Origin of the sequence: Candidatus Laterigemmans baculatus (assembly GCF_010367455.1) — a bacterium.
Taxonomy (GTDB): domain Bacteria; phylum Planctomycetota; class Planctomycetia; order Pirellulales; family Pirellulaceae; genus Laterigemmans; species Laterigemmans baculatus.
Genome location: NZ_WRPR01000142.1, coordinates 1 through 14403 on the forward strand (window position 1 = coordinate 1; position 14403 = coordinate 14403).

Consider the following 14403-nt stretch of genomic DNA (forward strand, 5'->3'; position numbering starts at 1 on the left):
CGGAATCCGTCAACGAACCTTACCCTTTTCAGCCCCCGAATCTGTCTCTTGTAACTGACCCAGAAAGTCTCACTTCCCGCTGAAACAAATCACAGGTGTGTGATGAACTCATCAGGATGCTGTGCTTCGAGCCCGTGTTTGGCAAGATATGCTGGAGGGAAGTCGGATAGGTTGAAGGTAACGATCACCGAAGCTCGGGTGCGAATTGCCGCCGCCAGCACGTGACGATCATCGCGGTCAGGCAGGTCGAGTCCCTCGATCATATCCTCATAATCGATTACTAGGCAATCTCGCACGTGCGCGTTCATCAGCTCGCGAGTGCGTTCCAGTTGTTCGGCCGTCAGATCTGGTCGGTCAGCGAGGACGTTGCGGATCCATTCATCATGAATTTGGTTCGTCCACCGCGCGCGAAAAAGTTCGGTCAGTGCCAGCCGCATCAGCAAGTCGCGAAGCGGGGCTGGGTACAAGACGCATGCGTCATATAGCGCAGTGAACGTTGGCATCGTTGCTGGCCGAGCTGGCTAGTAGCCCATCTCGAGGTCCTGCGCCTGCCGAGTCAGCTCGTCGAGGGCGTCTGTTCGCTTCTCGTCGATCTCGTGCTTGTATCGCATCAGGTCCGAAAACAAAACTCGTCGGTGCGTCCCCACTCGACGATACGGAATCAATCCTTCGTCGAGCTGTTTAATCAGGAAGGGGCGGGAAACGCCGATCAAATCGGCTGCCTGTTGGGTGGTCAGTTCCGCATGGATCGGAATCAGCGTCACCGCATTGCCTTCCGCCATGGCTGACAGGAGGTCGACCAGCAGACGGACCGCGACCGCCGGCAGTTCGACCTGCTCGTCCGTATCTGCGATGCGGACGGTCAGCTTGCGGTTTAAGAACGGGGCCAAACTGCGGCTCGATTGGCGCGCTAGACGCACGTCATCCGACGAGGGGCTGACCGGTTCGTTCATTAGCACAGACATGGATCTCTCCTTGAGAGCGTGCAATTGTACCTCGCAACCGCAATAACCGCAACATCCGACGTATCCGCAACGGAATATGTATGCCGGGGGGGACGCCACGTTGGGAATGGCGAGACACCGTGAGCCGACCGAGCACCAGACGCTGGTGGAGGTGTGCAAACGAGTCCCGCTGGGAGTAGTTTGCCTGCTGTCCGCGCTCCTGTTTCACTGCCTAACGACGCAACTGCCGCACGAAACCTGGATCGCCATTCCCAACAAAGCGTGGGCACCGAAGATGGATTCGACTCGCCCGCGCATCATGCGGTACTCCCTAGAGTCTCTGACCTATGGCGTTGAAGAACATCGAATCGGCGGCGCGGCGGTTCGCGTCTTTAGCCCAGCAAAGACGGTTGCTGACTGCTTCAAGTTCCGAAACAAAATCGGCCTCGACGTGGCGTTGGAGGCGCTACGGGATTGCCGTTCGAATCGAGCGGCCACTCTGGACGAGATTTGGCAGGTGGCTCGCGTCTGCCGAGTAACCAATGTGATGCTTCTGTATCTTGAAGCACTGGCGTGACGACCCGGCCAGGCATGGCTGGACATGAGCAGGCGCGATTTTCTTGCCCGACATGAAGAGGAACACTAAAGGTGGCTGATCATGACGACGCCGAACAGCGCGCCGGCGATATAATTCGCCAGCACTGCCGGTAACGGTCATCATCCGCAACGTTGGCGAATTTACCAGGCGGGGAGGCCGAGCTGCATCGCTCGGGTTGCTTCGTGATGGTCGAAGTGCTTTGGATCGAAGGGGCCACCCCATTCCATCAAGTCTTCGTGATCGGGATGTTCAGGATCGCTGATCACAAGCAGGAAGTCGGCGTAGCCGTAAACACCGCCGACATCTTCAGGCGGGCAGGCGCACTTGCCGGCGGTGCATCGGGGGTACTTTGTCTTCGCTTCGGCTTCGGTTGTTTTTTCGAGTACGACTTTGTGCTCCCAGCCGTCACCGAAATCGTACTCGTAATGCATCGTTAATTTTGAGCCGTACCGGTCGACGAGTTTGCTGATGGTGATGTCGCTGTAGTCGCGAGCCCCGAAATCGCCAAACTCGTCGTCTAGAAAACGCGGGTCGGTGTAACGCTGGCCGCCGATTTCAAACTGGTGCATGTGCGAGTTCGTCCAGCCCATGGCGGTTTGAATTTGTTCATGCAGATTGCCAAGGGTGACGTCACGAGTTTCAATGCGCCGCCAAACCAGTGGCTTCGAACGGACGAGCGTGATCTTAAAAACGTATATCTTCTGAAGTTGCTTTTGAACGCTTTGTGCTGAGGCCGAGACGGTCCGTTTGCTTGACCTGGGGCGGCGCATCACCCATTGGGTGACTGTGCGAGTAATGGGGCCTCCGGTCCACGGGCCTCCGGTCCACGGGGGAATGTCGGAGCGGTCGACCAATATTTCGATAGAGCGAGCTTCCCTCGGCGTTCGGCGAATCAAATTTTTCTTTTCCAGCGTCTTCATCATCTGATGGACCGACGGTGGCGAGACTCCCATGGCTTCGGCGATCTCGGACTCCGCTGGCGGAGTGCCGAAGCCGCTTGTATAGGCGTGGATGTAGGAAAGATAGCGGCCTTGGGTGGGAGTGAAATCGGGCATCGTTCACGCCTTCCTTGTAAAGACTGGGGCAGTTTCTGTCGGTGGTCGTTCCGCGGAGATGTCCTTCGTGCTATTCCTTCCATGCGCCAAAGGCGGCGAAGCAACTGTTCTTGTGCAATAATTCGACGTGAGCAAAGCCGACGCGGCGGAGTAGGTCCAGCTGGTAGGTGACTGGCCGTGCTGAATCTTCCCGCTCAATGTAGTCGAACACTTTCTTGCGGTACTCGCTGCCGCCCTGCCCCTCGAGATATTCGCCGTAGAGAGACCACATTAGCTCGTGAATCGGCACGGTTTCTTGAACAACCAGGTCCGTGATCCAAACCGAGCCGCCTGGCTTGAGCAGCGACCAGAGCTTCTCAAAGGCTGCCTGCCAGTCCGCGTCGTCACGTAAATGATGAAGCACCGCAGCGGCAAGGATTACGTCATAGCTCTCGCTCGGCAAATCGGCGTCTCGAAAGTCACTTTGCCACAGCTCAACTCTCGGAATGCCAGCGTCCGCTACACGCTCTTTTGCCCGTTCGAGCATTGGCCCGCTGAGGTCCAAAAGATCAGAAGCGAACGTTTTGCCGTAAATCTCTTTTAGCTTCAGGGTGTTGTTCCCTGCTCCACAGCCGATGTCGAGGACTCGGTTTATTTGCGGCGTCAAACGCACAGCCGCTTCGGTGATCAATTGCATCGCCAGCGGTGCATCGATCGTGGCGGACTGACCTGTTTCCAAGTTGCTGAACCGATCGACGTCTTTATCGAAACGGGACTCGATGTCGACAGTTGTCGATTTACGTGAAAGATCCTTGGGCTGGTACTTTAGCGAGCGGGACCGTTCTCTTCGCTCGCGGCGCTCGTCAGAATCGAGTCGCCCGAGTTTGCGAAGCATCTCGATCTGCTCTTCCGTGCAAGGTGCATCGATGGATTCGTTCGCCGCGAACTCGCCCCGCTGCAACCGTTCGAGCTCAGCCGCATCCGTGACTTCGAGATCTTCATAAAACTCGAGATGCCGGTAGCGACTCATCTCCAGTGGCGTTCGATAGCCAGTATGTCCAGGTGGGATCGTCCCGCATCCGACCTCTTTTCGCTTTGGGTCGTCCTCATGTGGCTTGTAGTGGTACGATCCGTCAAGTTGGAAGCACCAATGATCACCCGAGTGGCCGGCAACACCCTGGCACCGATCGCGAAACAAAATCGTCTCCCGGCACTGATCCGCCCAGACTCGCTTGAGCCAGCGGCCTTCGCCATCGGTGTAGTAGGTCACATGCGGTTGCGTTTCGTCGAAGTCATCGAACAAGTCGTCGTTCACGAGATTGCATTCCCTCCCGAAATTGCTAATTTACGAAGTACCATTGAATCCGGTGCCCAAGCGGCTCGCCACCGGCTTTCCCATGTGAGGTAATTCTGGCTGTTGTTTCTGCACCATCGCACACCGTGCGAATTGACCCAACTGCAGTCAGTCTCCATCGTTGTCGGCCTCCGAACGACGCCACGGGCCTGGTTCCTTCCAAGTCAATTCGAACGCCTTTCTTTGCAGTATTGCGATGGCGATCGGAGCAAGAAACGATCGCAGTTCTTCCACCACGGTGGTGAGGTCCGTTGGCACTCCGGTCAGCTTTGATTTGCGGAGAAATGCCGCCCACTGGGTTTGCTTTGTTGGATCGCGACTAAAAGCCTCCGAAAGCCCGACCGGTTCGGATCTCACTTCGGTGCGGCGATTGGCAAAGGTTGCCTGGATTGCCGTCGCCAGTTCCGAGCCATCGAAATCAAATTGTCGAGATAGCGTGAGGATGTCAGAATAGTCCTTCATTCGGCTATTGAGCTGCCCTAGTTTCGTCAACGCCTCAAACTTTTCTGCGACGACGGTTTCTTTCGGATAGCCCAGTAGGTGCGGCCCCTCGAACTCAAGCATTGTCGGATATTCGGTGGGAACAACTCCTGGGTATATCACGTCGCCGAAGCCGATGTCGGTTTGCATCAGGATGCGTGCATTCTGCAGTTTCGCTGTGAAGGTGACTCTGACGCCGGAATAATCTGCATCCTCCTTGATGGCTGCGCCACGAGCTGTCTCTGGCAAGAAGACCATTCCGTCAGGAGGAACCTCCTGTGCACAAATGGATCGGACCACATCAGTCATCGCTTCAACGGAATTAGCCGCATGCGCGAGGAAATCAATGTCGCGGGTCGCACGCGTTTGGCTCGTGCCCCAGGCCGTGAACATCAACGCTCCCTTGAGAATGAAACGCTGCGTGTGTTCCGTTCGCGACAGGCGATACAGAAACCGCTCCATGGCAAAGTACGTCAGGACTTCCTGGAAGGGGCGGTTCGTTTCCTTGGCTTTGTTCGCCAACCGTGCCCTTACCGATGCAGCCAAGTCGCGGGTCACAGAATCGCCTCCAGATAGGGTTGGGCGATCCTGGCTACCCGCAGTTCGTGCGCAAAGCTCATCAGCTTCTCAACGTCCACCTTGTTTTGGTACTTGTACATTCTTACCGCTTCCAACACGACATCGAGGCCAATTTCGTTTCGCCGTTTGAAGCAGTCGATGAGGGTCTTTTCCCGCGAGTAGACTTTGACCTCGATTTCGTCGAGCGTGTGGCTTTCGATTCCGAGATGGTATGACTTGTGGCTCAGGCGGGTGATTCGTAGAGGCGGATACTCCAGTCGCGGTGGTTCACTATTCCTGGGCACAGCGATCCAAATCTCGTGCGGTATCTGGGTCGTCAGCTCATGAAATGCCAGTGCGGAGATCGAGTAGATAACGGCGTGGGGAGCCTTTTTCGCCACGGTGGTCAGGTCGGGAGAGCTCAGCGGATCCAGGCTGGCCAGTCGATAGAGACCGCGGGCCAGCACCTCGATCTCGCCGGAATCACGCATGGCATACAGCGTGTTGCGGCTGATTCCTGCGCGGAGGGCGTCGGCCATGCGCATTGTCCCGCCGTGCTTTCGAAAAGACCGCTTCGCCCGCTCTGCTGCTGATCCACTCATCGCATGCTCACCATACATAACACCTCCGAAAGTGTAGGTGTGGAGGGGTTTTGTACCACGGCCCGGCGTGAAAGCAAGCCGTTTTCCAGGCGAACGGCCCATAATCGCTGCCCCGCCCTCGTCCCGGAACTACCTGCAGCGGTCTGTGGCTTGGCGGCTGTCAGTCGTGGATTTGCCGAAGCGGTTGCTGTACAGTGGCGCGGCTCTCGCCGGTGGGTTCGCGGCGTTCATGTGATCCTGCTGCCATTGATGTCGCAGCGTGCCCCAAGGTAGCCAGGAATGGAGGGTGCTTGGCCATGCATGGCTCTGGCTTCGACTACACGCTCGACTTCAAGGCGATCGATTTCCGCCTGCAGCCAGAACTCTATCGAGTCGGAAAAGGCGAGCAGGGCGTGCTGCTGGTCCAGCCGTACAAGAGCGAGATTCTTCCGCACTGGCGGTTTAAAACGGTCGCCGATGCGAAGAAGTCATCGACCAAGATTTACAAGATGTTCCTGGCTTATCTGAAAGCCGAGGACTTCGTGGGGGCTGACATGTCCCGCAAGTTCCTGCAGATGGGATGGACACGGGCCAGACGCTACGCGAACCACAAGGGCGGGCGGAAGTATGACGCCAAGACCGGCGAGGAGTTGCCGAGGATTGAAGATCCCGAGAAGGCAGCGGCCGCGGCGGTCTTCTACGAGCGCTACGTCACCGCCAGAGAGCACCCCGAATACATCCGCCAAAAGAAGCGGCACCAGGAACGTCACGAGAACAACCAGCGGGACAAGCCATGACCACCAGTAACACAAATCGGCCCGTCGACCCGCGGGTCCGCATCGGCCATGTGCACCTAAAAGTTGCCGACCTGGAGCGGTCGTTGCGATTCTACTGTGGTGTGCTGGGTTTCCCTTCAGGCGTTGAGTCGCCAGATCGCGAAATTGAGGGCGCCGGCGAAGGTCACCCAGGCTAAGTACGGCAGCATCAGCCCACCCGCGGCCGAGGTTCTCCTGAAAAACGCCCAGGTTGTGACCACGATCGCCAACCAAAGAACGACCAGCTCCAGCCACGCCCAGCCCGGCATCTCCAGGCGAAAAAAGATCCACGACCAAGCGACGTTCAGGATCAGCTGAACCGCAAAAAGGCTGAGTGGCACCGCCGCGTCCCGAAATCCGCTGCGCCGCCAGACGAGCCAAGCCGCCACAGCCATCAGCAGGTAAAGCACGCTCCAGACAGGGCCAAATACCCAGGGGGGAGGCTGCCAGGACGGTTTTTCCAGCGTCCGATACCAGCCATCGATCTCGGGCCCCGTCGCAATCCCACCCAGCGCTGCCGCGCCAAAGCAGACGGCCAAGAACCCTGCGAGTCCGATGGCCTGAGCGGTCGGCGACATCCGTTGCTCCGCAAGTGATTCGTCCGTCATCAATCGATTCCAAGTCAGAGGGTCATGCGACTCGCCGATTCTATCGCTTCGCGTTCTCCGCGGGGAAAGGAAACGCTCCTGACCGATAACGTCGCTGACGAATTCACCGGCGCATGCACCAGCCCAGACGCCGATTAGGGCGGTTATACTGCGGGGCGGTTGCGATGGTTTTTCCACCTTGTGCGGTAACTGTGAGAGGGGCAACTGAGTATGTTCCGATTGATTCTGGGTTTGGCTCCGGCAATTTTTGCGTTTGGCTTGAGCGGGTTCGCCGGCGAGACGATTCACGCGGTCGCTCAAGATGCGGCCGGCGGTGCCCAACAAGCAGTGCCCGGGAGCCCCGTCAAGAAGGTGCTACTAATTGGCATCGATGGTTGCCGCTTTGATGCACTACGCAAAGCGGACACTCCGCATTTCGATCGCTTGATCGCCAGTGGGGCCTATTCACCGGCAGCCCAGATCCTGGGTTCACGCTATCGCGACAACGACACGATCAGCGGCCCCGGTTGGTCGAGCATTCTGACTGGCGTCTGGGCAGACAAGCACGGCGTGCACGACAACAGCTTCCGTGGCAAGCAGTACGAACAGTACCCGCATGCTTTTGTTCGGCTCAAAGAAGTGAGGCCGATGCTGTCGACGGCGTCGTTCGTGACTTGGGAGCCGATCGCATCGCAGATTACCGCCGGCGCCGACGTCTCCCGTGCCTTTGAAGCGGAAAACAAAGACTATGCTACTGCCGACGAACGTTGCGCCAAGGCAGTTGCAGAGCGTTTGGCCACGGCCGATGACGACTGCATTTTCTTTTACATCGGCCAAGTCGATGAAACGGGACACGCCAAAGGATTCCATCCGACGGTCCCCGAATACATCGCGGCGATCGAGCGTGCCGATCGACTCGTCGGCGAGGTGCTCAATGCCATCGACACTCGAGCGACGCGCGACGATGAGGACTGGCTGATCATCATCACCAGCGACCATGGTGGGGCAGGCCTCAGCCACAGTAACGGGCATGACAATCCCGAAATCCTCAACAGCATGTTGATCGTCTCAGGCGCAGGCGTCCGGCCCGGGCCGCTGCCGCCGCCGGTCGAGATCGTCGACGCCGTTGCAACTGCCGCGACTCATCTCGGCGTGACGATCGATGACCAGTGGGGCTGGGACGGAAAGCCGCAAGGACTCGATCGGCCGTAGCCGCAATGCCGCTACATTCTGACTTCGTAGTGCTCGGGCACGGTGAACACCCGCCAGTACGGATGCACGGCATTGGTGGGTTGGTGGTCGTCGGTTTCCAGGGGCAGACCGGCGCGACACCAGCCGAGGATTCCTTCACGGTAGTTGCTGGCTTCGATGCCGGCCGCCCCAGCCACCGGCGCACCGCTTCGATGCAGCCGAACGCGCCGTCGCAAAGTCGAATGATGAGATCGCCCAGCGACATCGGTCTGGTGCCTAACCGCGACTAGCCGGTGATCCGCAAGTGCCACAGGCCGCTGTCGGCCAGCAGTCGGGCGAGCCGGCGATCCGCCGCCTCATTGGCCTCCTGCGTCCACGATTGACCAGTTGTTGCCCAAGCAGAAAGGATCACGAACTGCGCCGGCCATTCGTCGGGCATCGTATCGATGCGGAAGCGGGTTTCAAAGTAGGCCGGATGCATCATCTTGCAGGATCGCTGGAATTGCTCGAGATCACGCTCTCTGCCACACGCCTGCGGAAATGCTGGAGCTGGCGCCCGATGTCATTTACGTTCGCGGCTTTTTCGTTATCAGCCGCCACGCGCTAGCGTCCGGTTCCGAGGGAAATGCAAAGAACCGGACGCTAGCGCGTGGCGGCTGATGGTCCAAAGTAAATGGCATTGATCTAGCGCTCATCCGCCCCGGAGGATTGCTCGCTCCGGGGCATCTCGATTTCCGGTTCGCCATCAGTCTACAGGCTACAACTCGACCGCTTCCACTTCGCGGACGAAGCGGGCCTGGTCGCTTTCCAGGAACGAGCTGACGACGTTGAACACCGCGTCACTGAAGCCGCCGATGTTCAAAATGTCTGCTCGGTCCGAGGCCTGCGTGTGGCCGTAGGGGGCGATGTCGATGCAGACCAGCTTGGGATCGGCGATGCCGTTCTTTCGCTGGGCCTTCTTGAACTTCTCCCACTCCGTCACGACGCCGGTTGAACCGCCGCGGCCGGATCCGAAGAAACGGCCACCGTTGATCCAGCTCTCGTTGTCGCTGACCAGCACGATGCCGGCAAATTTCCGCTTGCTGTATCGCTGGTTCGCTTCACGCAGCGGGATCGAGCAGTCCGTTCCACCGCCTCCGTACTTCGACAATCGCTCCGAGACGCTCAGAATCGAATCGCTCGGATCGATCTTGGCATCGTAGGCTCGAGTGTCGAATGGCACGACGACGCTATCCGGGTTCCGGCGCAGGATCGCCGCGGCGAACAAGGCCGCCACGTCGACGCAGCGCATCTTTGACGCGCGGCCTCGACCTTGCCATCCGGTCACCGGACATCCCATCGAACCCGACGTATCGAGTCCGATGATCACAGGACCAGCGAGCGTTGGCACGTTTCCGCACGCAATTTCGGCCGCGTCGTGCAACGCTGCCTTGATCTTGTGCGGAACCTCGGCTGAGGCGTTCAGGTACGCCGCCAAGAACTGGTACGGGAACTGACGGCTGCGAGCGATCGCCGCCGGGTCAGCCAATTGGCCGGCCACGTAGTCGATAATCTCGCTGTCAGCACCCTCTCCGTCCTGGAAAACGTCGTGACGCAACAGCGTGTTGAGGTTCATTCGCAACGCCTGCGGTCCCATCTGCCGGGCAATCGCCTTCCAGACCATCGGCCCCTTCGCCGCGTCGGCCAGCAAGTCCCACCGAACCTGCAGGTCGCCCGCGATCAGCGTCTGGGCTTCGGCCGAGTCCGCTCCACGGTAAGCGATCAGCGACTGAACGGCCGCCGGCAAGTCGGCTTCGGTTGCCGGAGCCCACTTATCGACCTGCTTGTCCGTCAGCCAACCGAACAGCGCGCGGCGCATGTTGTCCTTCGGCGTGGGACGGGCCATTCGCAAGATGTCTCGCAGGCTCGGATCGTTTCCAATCGAAGCCGAGAGCAGCTTGCCGACGGACGCCTCATTCAACCACCGCTGGAACGCACGCTGCAGCGAGCTCGACAGACTCTTGCGACCGAACTGTCCCGAACGAGTCATCTGGAAAGCGGTGCGCAGGACGCGGCCGTTATCGGCGACTCGATCAAACACCCGGTGCATCAGCGCCGTGTCTCGCTTCGACAGCACGACCAACAGCGCCGCCGGCATGTCCTTCATGTAAGCACGCTCACGCGAGTAGACCGCCAGCTTTGCCAGGAACTCGTTGTCGTCGACCTGGTCGATCAGACTCCGCATCGTGTCGAGCTGGTTCTGCGCCGTCGCGTAGAAGACGTTACCGAACGTGCCGGTCGCCGCCATCTGCGCGAGCGCGTGCTTGGTGGAGTACTGGTACGCCGGGCCGCCCGCCTCATTGACGACCGTGGCTCGAGGAAAAACGCTGGCAATGCTCGAGAACAAACCCTTGTTAACCATGATAAAGTTGGAAAAGTGAGGGGTGAAGGGTGAAGGAAAACGAGTCTGGTTGTGATGCAATTCCGACGGGGTGTTCTTGATGCCGACTGACCTACCGGAACGGACCTTCGTTTTTGCGAAGCGGATTGTGAAACTCTGCCAAAGTTTGGAACAACAGCGCGGCGTCGCGCAAACGCTAAGCCGCCAATTGATTCGGTCAGGGACATCGATCGGCGCGAATATCGAAGAGGGACAAGCGAGTCAAAGTCGGAACGATTTCCGCCTGAAATACAACATCGCCTGCAAGGAGACTCGCGAGACTCTGTACTGGCTCCGCCTACTGGCCGAGGCTGAAATCGTCCCGCGGGATCGGTTGCAACCCATAATGAGCGAGTGCAACGAACTCATCGCAATTTTGACCGCAATCGTCAAAAAGCTCCGCGACTGAGCCTTCACAATTCACTCTTCACCCTTCGAACTTCTTCTCCGTGTATTGGTGGGATCGTTCGGCGATCCCTTGAATGGCAAAGTGAAGCTGCAGACAGGCAAATACTGCGGTTGTCAAAACGCGACTGACGAAGTGGTGACCAGAGACGTAGCGCTCTATCCGATTGAGCTACGATGCAAGCAAAGCAAGCATCGGCGGGACTCGAACCCGCAACCTCTCGGGTGGTATCCGATGTACTCCAGTCGGCAGTCAGTCGTGTACTGGTCGGCGACCAGCCAACGAGGTGTAAGCTCAGACACGTTTCACTTCCCAAAAGAGATGTAATCCGAGCCGGCAGTCGGCTGGTCAAAACGCTGGTGGGAGTCGAACCCACTTGGACCGGGTTGCAGCCGGTTGCCGTGCCGTCTGGCTCCAGCGTCTAATGAAGTTTGAATGGTGAATGGTGAAGTTTGAAAGGCGGAGATACCGATGAAGAGCGACTTGCCTGATCGAACGTTCGCATTTGCCGAGCGGATTGTGAAGCTTAGCCTGGCACTTGAATCTAACGGTCGCGTTTCAGCAACGCTTGCAAATCAATTGCTTCGATCTGGAACGTCTATCGGGGCAAACGTAGAGGAGGGTCAGGCGAGCCAAAGTAGAGCAGACTTCGTCAGCAAGTACTCTATCGCCTGCAAGGAAGCACGCGAAACTCACTATTGGCTCCGCCTCCTCACCGCAACCGAGCTGCTTCCGCCGGAACGGCTCCAACCGCTGACCCAAGAAGCCAATGAACTGATCGCGATTCTCACGACCATCATCAAAAATTCTCGTTCCTGATTTCACACTTCCAACTTCACTCTTCACCCTTCCAATGTTCTCGCCAGGAATCGAACCTGGTCTACGACCTCCGCAAGGTCGCGTGCGATCCAGCACACTCCGAGAACGTAACCGGGTTTCACTCTTCACCCTTCACTCTTCCAACTTCCTCAGTGCCCCGCCAGGGAGCCGAACCCCGTCTAACGGTTCCGAAGACCGTCGTGCTGTCCATCACACTCGCAAGGCAATGTAGCTGATAACAATGATTCCGCTGGGGCAAATCAGGTTCGCCCTTTTCTGTAAGCGACTGAGGGTGACTGAAGGGAATCGAACCCTTACCTCTTGCTTCACAGGCAAGTATGCAGACCGTGTACACCACAGCCACCGTGTTGATTCCTTCGTTCAGTAGCTCGGCCAGGATTCGAACCCGGAACTTCTCGTTAGAAGCGAGAGGTGATTTCCGTTTCACCACCGAGCCGTACACTAAAGTGATCGCGGATGGAGTCGAACCATCGATCTTCTGGTTGTCACCCAGACGCCCTCGCCACTGGACCACGCGATCGGGGTAGCTTGTTAGTATCTAGCTTTTTAGCAGTTAGCGTTCTAGCATTCAGCAACAGGCAGAGGACAACGGGATGCGGGATCACACGAAACTACGGGCTTTCGTGCTGGCGGACGAAATTGCGTTGTTGACTTACCGGTTCACGACGAGTTTTCCGCGAGAAGAACAATTCGGCTTGACCTCGCAAATGCGGCGTGCCGCCGTTTCGGTTCCGTCGAACATCGTCGAAGGGTGCGGACGTCAGACCGAAGCTGACTTCCTTCGGTTCCTGAACATTGCCTACGGTTCTCTGCGAGAAGTCGAATATCAAGCATCACTCGCCACTCGACTCGGATTCGCAACAGAGAATGCAGAACTGCAAAACAAGCTCACCGAGACGTCAAAAGTGCTAGCATCACTGATCCGCTCCATACGAAAAAGCTAATCGCTAAAAAGCTAACTGCTAATAAGCTAACTGCTGATTAGCTAGTCATAAGCCGGACCGCTCTTCCGATTGGCGTACCTGGGCGCGTCCGCAAACAGTCCCGGATGGAATCGAACCATCGTCTCCTGGATGTGAACCAAGCGTCGTTGCCGTTGGACCACGGGACTGACTATCAAAGTGGACCCACTGGGAATTGCACCCAGATCTCCGGTATGCGACACCGGTGTCTTCCTGTTGGACGACGAGCCCTCTTGGTCTACAGACAAACGACCGGGTGAGTGGTTCGCGTTTGAGCTGCGGGGGCAGGAGTCGAACCTGCGAACTCGCGGTTCAAAGCCGCGGATTTCTACCGACAGAAACTACCCCGCATCGAGAAGAATGTTTCTTGGGGTCCGGCTGATCGCGTTGGAAGCCCGGCGCCACTGCCGACCCGCCAAAGACACGAGGCGAAACCTGAAAAGCTCCGGCGGAAGGACTCGAACCTTCACTCGTCTCCTTAACAGGGAGCCGCCCTACCGATCGGGCCACACCGGAGAATAGCTGCTAGACCTAAGACTTCAGACCTCAGGGGAGAGCTGCGATGCGAAACCACCACAACCTGCGAGCATTTCAACTTGCAGATGAATTGGCAGTAGCCGTCTACCGACATACAGCAAACTTCCCGCGAGAGGAGCAGTTTGGTCTGACGTCGCAAGTTCGAGGTGCTGCCGTGTCGGTTCCGTCGAACATTGTCGAAGGATGTGCGAAGGCATCGGAAGCTGACTACGTCCGCTTCCTCGACATTGCGTACGGATCGGCATGCGAAACGCAGTACCAGCTTTCACTCGCCCATCGCCTCGGATTTCTCAGCGACGAGGGGTTCGCAGCCGTCGACACCATTGCAGTTGAAACGGCTAAGGTTATCAACGGCCTCATCCGCGCCATTCGCAAAAGGTCTGAAGTCTAGCTCCTTGCTCCTGAAGCCTAACTCAAAGCGCCCAGCGGGAGTCGAACCCGCACTTCCGCCATGGCAAGGCAGCAGGCTACCGCTACATCATGAGCGCAGAATTGCATCACAACCGAATTGTCAAAGATCAAAAGTAAGAGCACCGAGCCGGAATCGAACCCGCATCACCTCGATATTCACCACTGAGCCACACGCCGAGGTGAGTGGGGCCGGCGGGAGTTGAACCCACACCGAACGGATTAAAAGTCCGCCATGCTGCCAGTTACACCACAACCCCATTGTTTGGTCGGGCGTATGCGTTTCAACCGCAGGAAATGAAGCATTATCGGTCTCCTTTATTACAGTCGTTGTTAGTGGTAGCCCCGAGGATCGAACTCAGCACGCCCCGGATATCAGCGGGAGATGGGCGACCAGCCCTCGACTACCGAATTAGCGTTTAGCTTCTAGTCCTTAGACTGCTAGCTGGCAGCCCTATAGACTACGGACTACTCGCTACAGACTATCAAAGTGATCCGTGCGGGAGTCGAACCCAGCCTGCCTGGCTTGAAAGACCAGTGACCTCACCCGAAGTCGAACGGACCGAAACGAAGTTTGAAGAGTGAAGGTTGAAGGTTGAAGGTTGAAGGTTGAAGGTTGAAGGTTGAAGGGTGAAGGGTGAAGGGTGAAGGGTGAAGGGTGAAGGGTGAAGGGTGAAGGGTGAAGGGTG

At 57.7% G+C, this 14403-nt stretch carries 18 protein-coding genes and 11 tRNA genes; 8 read left to right on the forward strand and 21 right to left on the reverse strand.

Going from position 1 to position 14403, the window contains the following annotated elements; genetic code table 11:
- Positions 1-89: 89 nt before the first annotated feature.
- The gene (locus tag GNK13_RS20235; RefSeq protein WP_164104374.1) at positions 90-503 is read right to left on the reverse strand and encodes a PIN domain-containing protein; all 414 of its coding nucleotides are present in this window, start codon (positions 501-503) and stop codon (positions 90-92) included.
- Between the two features lie 18 nt (positions 504-521).
- A complete protein-coding gene (locus GNK13_RS20240; protein WP_164104375.1) occupies positions 522-965 on the reverse strand; it encodes an excisionase family DNA-binding protein in 444 nt (147 codons plus the stop codon).
- 145 nt (positions 966-1110) lie between these two features.
- Between GNK13_RS20240 and GNK13_RS20245 the strand changes: the two genes are divergently transcribed.
- Positions 1111-1521, forward strand: coding sequence for a type IV toxin-antitoxin system AbiEi family antitoxin domain-containing protein (locus GNK13_RS20245; RefSeq protein WP_203545388.1), 411 nt, complete (start codon positions 1111-1113; stop codon positions 1519-1521).
- A gap of 161 nt (positions 1522-1682) precedes the next feature.
- Here GNK13_RS20245 and GNK13_RS20250 read toward each other — a convergent pair whose 3' ends face one another.
- The 4 genes from GNK13_RS20250 to GNK13_RS20265 all read right to left on the reverse strand — a co-directional run bounded on the left by GNK13_RS20250 (position 1683) and on the right by GNK13_RS20265 (position 5672).
- The gene (locus GNK13_RS20250; protein ID WP_164104377.1) at positions 1683-2597 is read right to left on the reverse strand and encodes an IS1096 element passenger TnpR family protein; all 915 of its coding nucleotides are present in this window, start codon (positions 2595-2597) and stop codon (positions 1683-1685) included.
- 70 nt (positions 2598-2667) lie between these two features.
- Positions 2668-3891, reverse strand: coding sequence for a class I SAM-dependent methyltransferase (locus GNK13_RS20255; protein WP_235935362.1), 1224 nt, complete (start codon positions 3889-3891; stop codon positions 2668-2670).
- A 147-nt stretch (positions 3892-4038) separates the two neighbouring features.
- Entirely contained in the window at positions 4039-4968 is a 930-nt protein-coding gene (locus GNK13_RS20260) for a nucleotidyl transferase AbiEii/AbiGii toxin family protein (protein WP_203329167.1), read from the reverse strand.
- Positions 4965-5672, reverse strand: coding sequence for a type IV toxin-antitoxin system AbiEi family antitoxin domain-containing protein (locus GNK13_RS20265; protein ID WP_315853012.1), 708 nt, complete (start codon positions 5670-5672; stop codon positions 4965-4967). The genes GNK13_RS20260 and GNK13_RS20265 overlap by 4 nt, the downstream gene beginning before the upstream one ends.
- Positions 5673-5866: 194 nt before the next feature.
- Between GNK13_RS20265 and GNK13_RS20270 the strand changes: the two genes are divergently transcribed.
- The gene (locus GNK13_RS20270) at positions 5867-6346 is read left to right on the forward strand and encodes a DUF4385 domain-containing protein (protein ID WP_164104379.1); all 480 of its coding nucleotides are present in this window, start codon (positions 5867-5869) and stop codon (positions 6344-6346) included.
- Positions 6343-6522: a VOC family protein gene (locus GNK13_RS22145; RefSeq protein WP_203329168.1), complete on the forward strand. Its 180-nt coding sequence runs from the start codon at positions 6343-6345 to the stop codon at positions 6520-6522. Before GNK13_RS20270 ends, GNK13_RS22145 begins: the two co-directional genes overlap by 4 nt.
- On the opposite strand, the gene GNK13_RS20280 is transcribed toward GNK13_RS22145, so the two are convergent.
- On the reverse strand, positions 6463-6972 hold the full coding sequence (locus tag GNK13_RS20280; protein ID WP_235935364.1) for a TspO/MBR family protein: 510 nt from the start codon (positions 6970-6972) through the stop codon (positions 6463-6465). The genes GNK13_RS22145 and GNK13_RS20280 overlap by 60 nt on opposite strands.
- 210 nt (positions 6973-7182) lie before the next feature.
- Between GNK13_RS20280 and GNK13_RS20285 the strand changes: the two genes are divergently transcribed.
- Positions 7183-8163 (forward strand): alkaline phosphatase family protein, encoded by a 981-nt coding sequence (locus GNK13_RS20285; protein WP_164104380.1) that lies wholly within the window; start codon positions 7183-7185, stop codon positions 8161-8163.
- Positions 8164-8174: 11 nt separating this feature from the next.
- On the opposite strand, the gene GNK13_RS20290 is transcribed toward GNK13_RS20285, so the two are convergent.
- From GNK13_RS20290 to GNK13_RS20300, 3 genes are all read right to left on the reverse strand, one after another.
- Positions 8175-8378 carry a hypothetical protein gene (locus GNK13_RS20290; protein WP_164104381.1) on the reverse strand — a complete coding sequence of 68 codons (204 nt, stop codon included), beginning with the start codon at positions 8376-8378 and terminating at the stop codon, positions 8175-8177.
- A gap of 50 nt (positions 8379-8428) precedes the next feature.
- Complete coding sequence (locus GNK13_RS20295; RefSeq protein ID WP_164104382.1) at positions 8429-8626, reverse strand: hypothetical protein; 198 nt, start codon at positions 8624-8626, stop codon at positions 8429-8431.
- Between the two features lie 273 nt (positions 8627-8899).
- On the reverse strand, positions 8900-10543 hold the full coding sequence (locus GNK13_RS20300) for a TROVE domain-containing protein (RefSeq protein WP_164104383.1): 1644 nt from the start codon (positions 10541-10543) through the stop codon (positions 8900-8902).
- Between the two features lie 79 nt (positions 10544-10622).
- On the opposite strand from GNK13_RS20300, the gene GNK13_RS20305 reads away from it, so the two are divergent.
- A complete protein-coding gene (locus GNK13_RS20305; protein ID WP_164104384.1) occupies positions 10623-10970 on the forward strand; it encodes a four helix bundle protein in 348 nt (115 codons plus the stop codon).
- A gap of 348 nt (positions 10971-11318) precedes the next feature.
- On the opposite strand, the gene GNK13_RS20310 is transcribed toward GNK13_RS20305, so the two are convergent.
- Positions 11319-11389: transfer RNA gene (locus GNK13_RS20310), tRNA-Cys, on the reverse strand.
- A gap of 49 nt (positions 11390-11438) precedes the next feature.
- On the opposite strand from GNK13_RS20310, the gene GNK13_RS20315 reads away from it, so the two are divergent.
- Positions 11439-11786 (forward strand): four helix bundle protein, encoded by a 348-nt coding sequence (locus GNK13_RS20315; protein WP_164104385.1) that lies wholly within the window; start codon positions 11439-11441, stop codon positions 11784-11786.
- A gap of 291 nt (positions 11787-12077) precedes the next feature.
- On the opposite strand, the gene GNK13_RS20320 is transcribed toward GNK13_RS20315, so the two are convergent.
- The 3 genes from GNK13_RS20320 to GNK13_RS20330 all read right to left on the reverse strand — a co-directional run bounded on the left by GNK13_RS20320 (position 12078) and on the right by GNK13_RS20330 (position 12327).
- A tRNA-His gene (locus GNK13_RS20320) sits at positions 12078-12150 on the reverse strand.
- A gap of 21 nt (positions 12151-12171) precedes the next feature.
- Positions 12172-12243, reverse strand: a tRNA-Arg gene (locus GNK13_RS20325).
- A gap of 11 nt (positions 12244-12254) precedes the next feature.
- Positions 12255-12327, reverse strand: a tRNA-Val gene (locus GNK13_RS20330).
- A 73-nt stretch (positions 12328-12400) separates the two neighbouring features.
- On the opposite strand from GNK13_RS20330, the gene GNK13_RS20335 reads away from it, so the two are divergent.
- Positions 12401-12751, forward strand: coding sequence for a four helix bundle protein (locus GNK13_RS20335; protein WP_164104386.1), 351 nt, complete (start codon positions 12401-12403; stop codon positions 12749-12751).
- Between the two features lie 95 nt (positions 12752-12846).
- Here the strand turns inward: GNK13_RS20335 and GNK13_RS20340 are convergent.
- The 4 genes from GNK13_RS20340 to GNK13_RS20355 form a co-directional block, all read right to left on the reverse strand.
- Positions 12847-12918, reverse strand: a tRNA-Val gene (locus GNK13_RS20340).
- An 11-nt stretch (positions 12919-12929) separates the two neighbouring features.
- Positions 12930-13000: transfer RNA gene (locus GNK13_RS20345), tRNA-Ala, on the reverse strand.
- A gap of 45 nt (positions 13001-13045) precedes the next feature.
- Positions 13046-13120 (reverse strand) — tRNA-Gln (locus tag GNK13_RS20350).
- A gap of 92 nt (positions 13121-13212) precedes the next feature.
- Positions 13213-13285: transfer RNA gene (locus tag GNK13_RS20355), tRNA-Asn, on the reverse strand.
- A 46-nt stretch (positions 13286-13331) separates the two neighbouring features.
- Between GNK13_RS20355 and GNK13_RS20360 the strand changes: the two genes are divergently transcribed.
- Positions 13332-13697 carry a four helix bundle protein gene (locus GNK13_RS20360; protein ID WP_164104387.1) on the forward strand — a complete coding sequence of 122 codons (366 nt, stop codon included), beginning with the start codon at positions 13332-13334 and terminating at the stop codon, positions 13695-13697.
- A gap of 26 nt (positions 13698-13723) precedes the next feature.
- Here the strand turns inward: GNK13_RS20360 and GNK13_RS20365 are convergent.
- The 3 genes from GNK13_RS20365 to GNK13_RS20375 all read right to left on the reverse strand — a co-directional run bounded on the left by GNK13_RS20365 (position 13724) and on the right by GNK13_RS20375 (position 14278).
- Positions 13724-13794: transfer RNA gene (locus GNK13_RS20365), tRNA-Gly, on the reverse strand.
- Between the two features lie 107 nt (positions 13795-13901).
- A tRNA-Lys gene (locus GNK13_RS20370) sits at positions 13902-13974 on the reverse strand.
- 231 nt (positions 13975-14205) lie between these two features.
- Positions 14206-14278, reverse strand: a tRNA-Glu gene (locus GNK13_RS20375).
- Positions 14279-14403 lie beyond the last annotated feature (125 nt).

What these genes read in the sequence shown, in the direction of transcription:
- GNK13_RS20240 (WP_164104375.1), bottom strand. Translation starts at nt 965, where the DNA reads ATGTCTGTGCTAATGAACGAACCGGTCAGCCCCTCGTCGGATGACGTG.
- GNK13_RS20280 (WP_235935364.1), bottom strand. Translation starts at nt 6,972, where the DNA reads ATGACGGACGAATCACTTGCGGAGCAACGGATGTCGCCGACCGCTCAG.
- GNK13_RS20285 (WP_164104380.1), top strand. Translation starts at nt 7,183, where the DNA reads ATGTTCCGATTGATTCTGGGTTTGGCTCCGGCAATTTTTGCGTTTGGC.
- GNK13_RS20335 (WP_164104386.1), top strand. Translation starts at nt 12,401, where the DNA reads ATGCGGGATCACACGAAACTACGGGCTTTCGTGCTGGCGGACGAAATT.
- GNK13_RS22145 (WP_203329168.1), top strand. Translation starts at nt 6,343, where the DNA reads ATGACCACCAGTAACACAAATCGGCCCGTCGACCCGCGGGTCCGCATC.
- GNK13_RS20265 (WP_315853012.1), bottom strand. Translation starts at nt 5,672, where the DNA reads ATGGGCCGTTCGCCTGGAAAACGGCTTGCTTTCACGCCGGGCCGTGGT.
- GNK13_RS20360 (WP_164104387.1), top strand. Translation starts at nt 13,332, where the DNA reads ATGCGAAACCACCACAACCTGCGAGCATTTCAACTTGCAGATGAATTG.
- GNK13_RS20235 (WP_164104374.1), bottom strand. Translation starts at nt 503, where the DNA reads ATGCCAACGTTCACTGCGCTATATGACGCATGCGTCTTGTACCCAGCC.
- GNK13_RS20250 (WP_164104377.1), bottom strand. Translation starts at nt 2,597, where the DNA reads ATGCCCGATTTCACTCCCACCCAAGGCCGCTATCTTTCCTACATCCAC.
- GNK13_RS20305 (WP_164104384.1), top strand. Translation starts at nt 10,623, where the DNA reads ATGCCGACTGACCTACCGGAACGGACCTTCGTTTTTGCGAAGCGGATT.
- GNK13_RS20295 (WP_164104382.1), bottom strand. Translation starts at nt 8,626, where the DNA reads ATGATGCATCCGGCCTACTTTGAAACCCGCTTCCGCATCGATACGATG.
- GNK13_RS20315 (WP_164104385.1), top strand. Translation starts at nt 11,439, where the DNA reads ATGAAGAGCGACTTGCCTGATCGAACGTTCGCATTTGCCGAGCGGATT.
- GNK13_RS20270 (WP_164104379.1), top strand. Translation starts at nt 5,867, where the DNA reads ATGCATGGCTCTGGCTTCGACTACACGCTCGACTTCAAGGCGATCGAT.
- GNK13_RS20300 (WP_164104383.1), bottom strand. Translation starts at nt 10,543, where the DNA reads ATGGTTAACAAGGGTTTGTTCTCGAGCATTGCCAGCGTTTTTCCTCGA.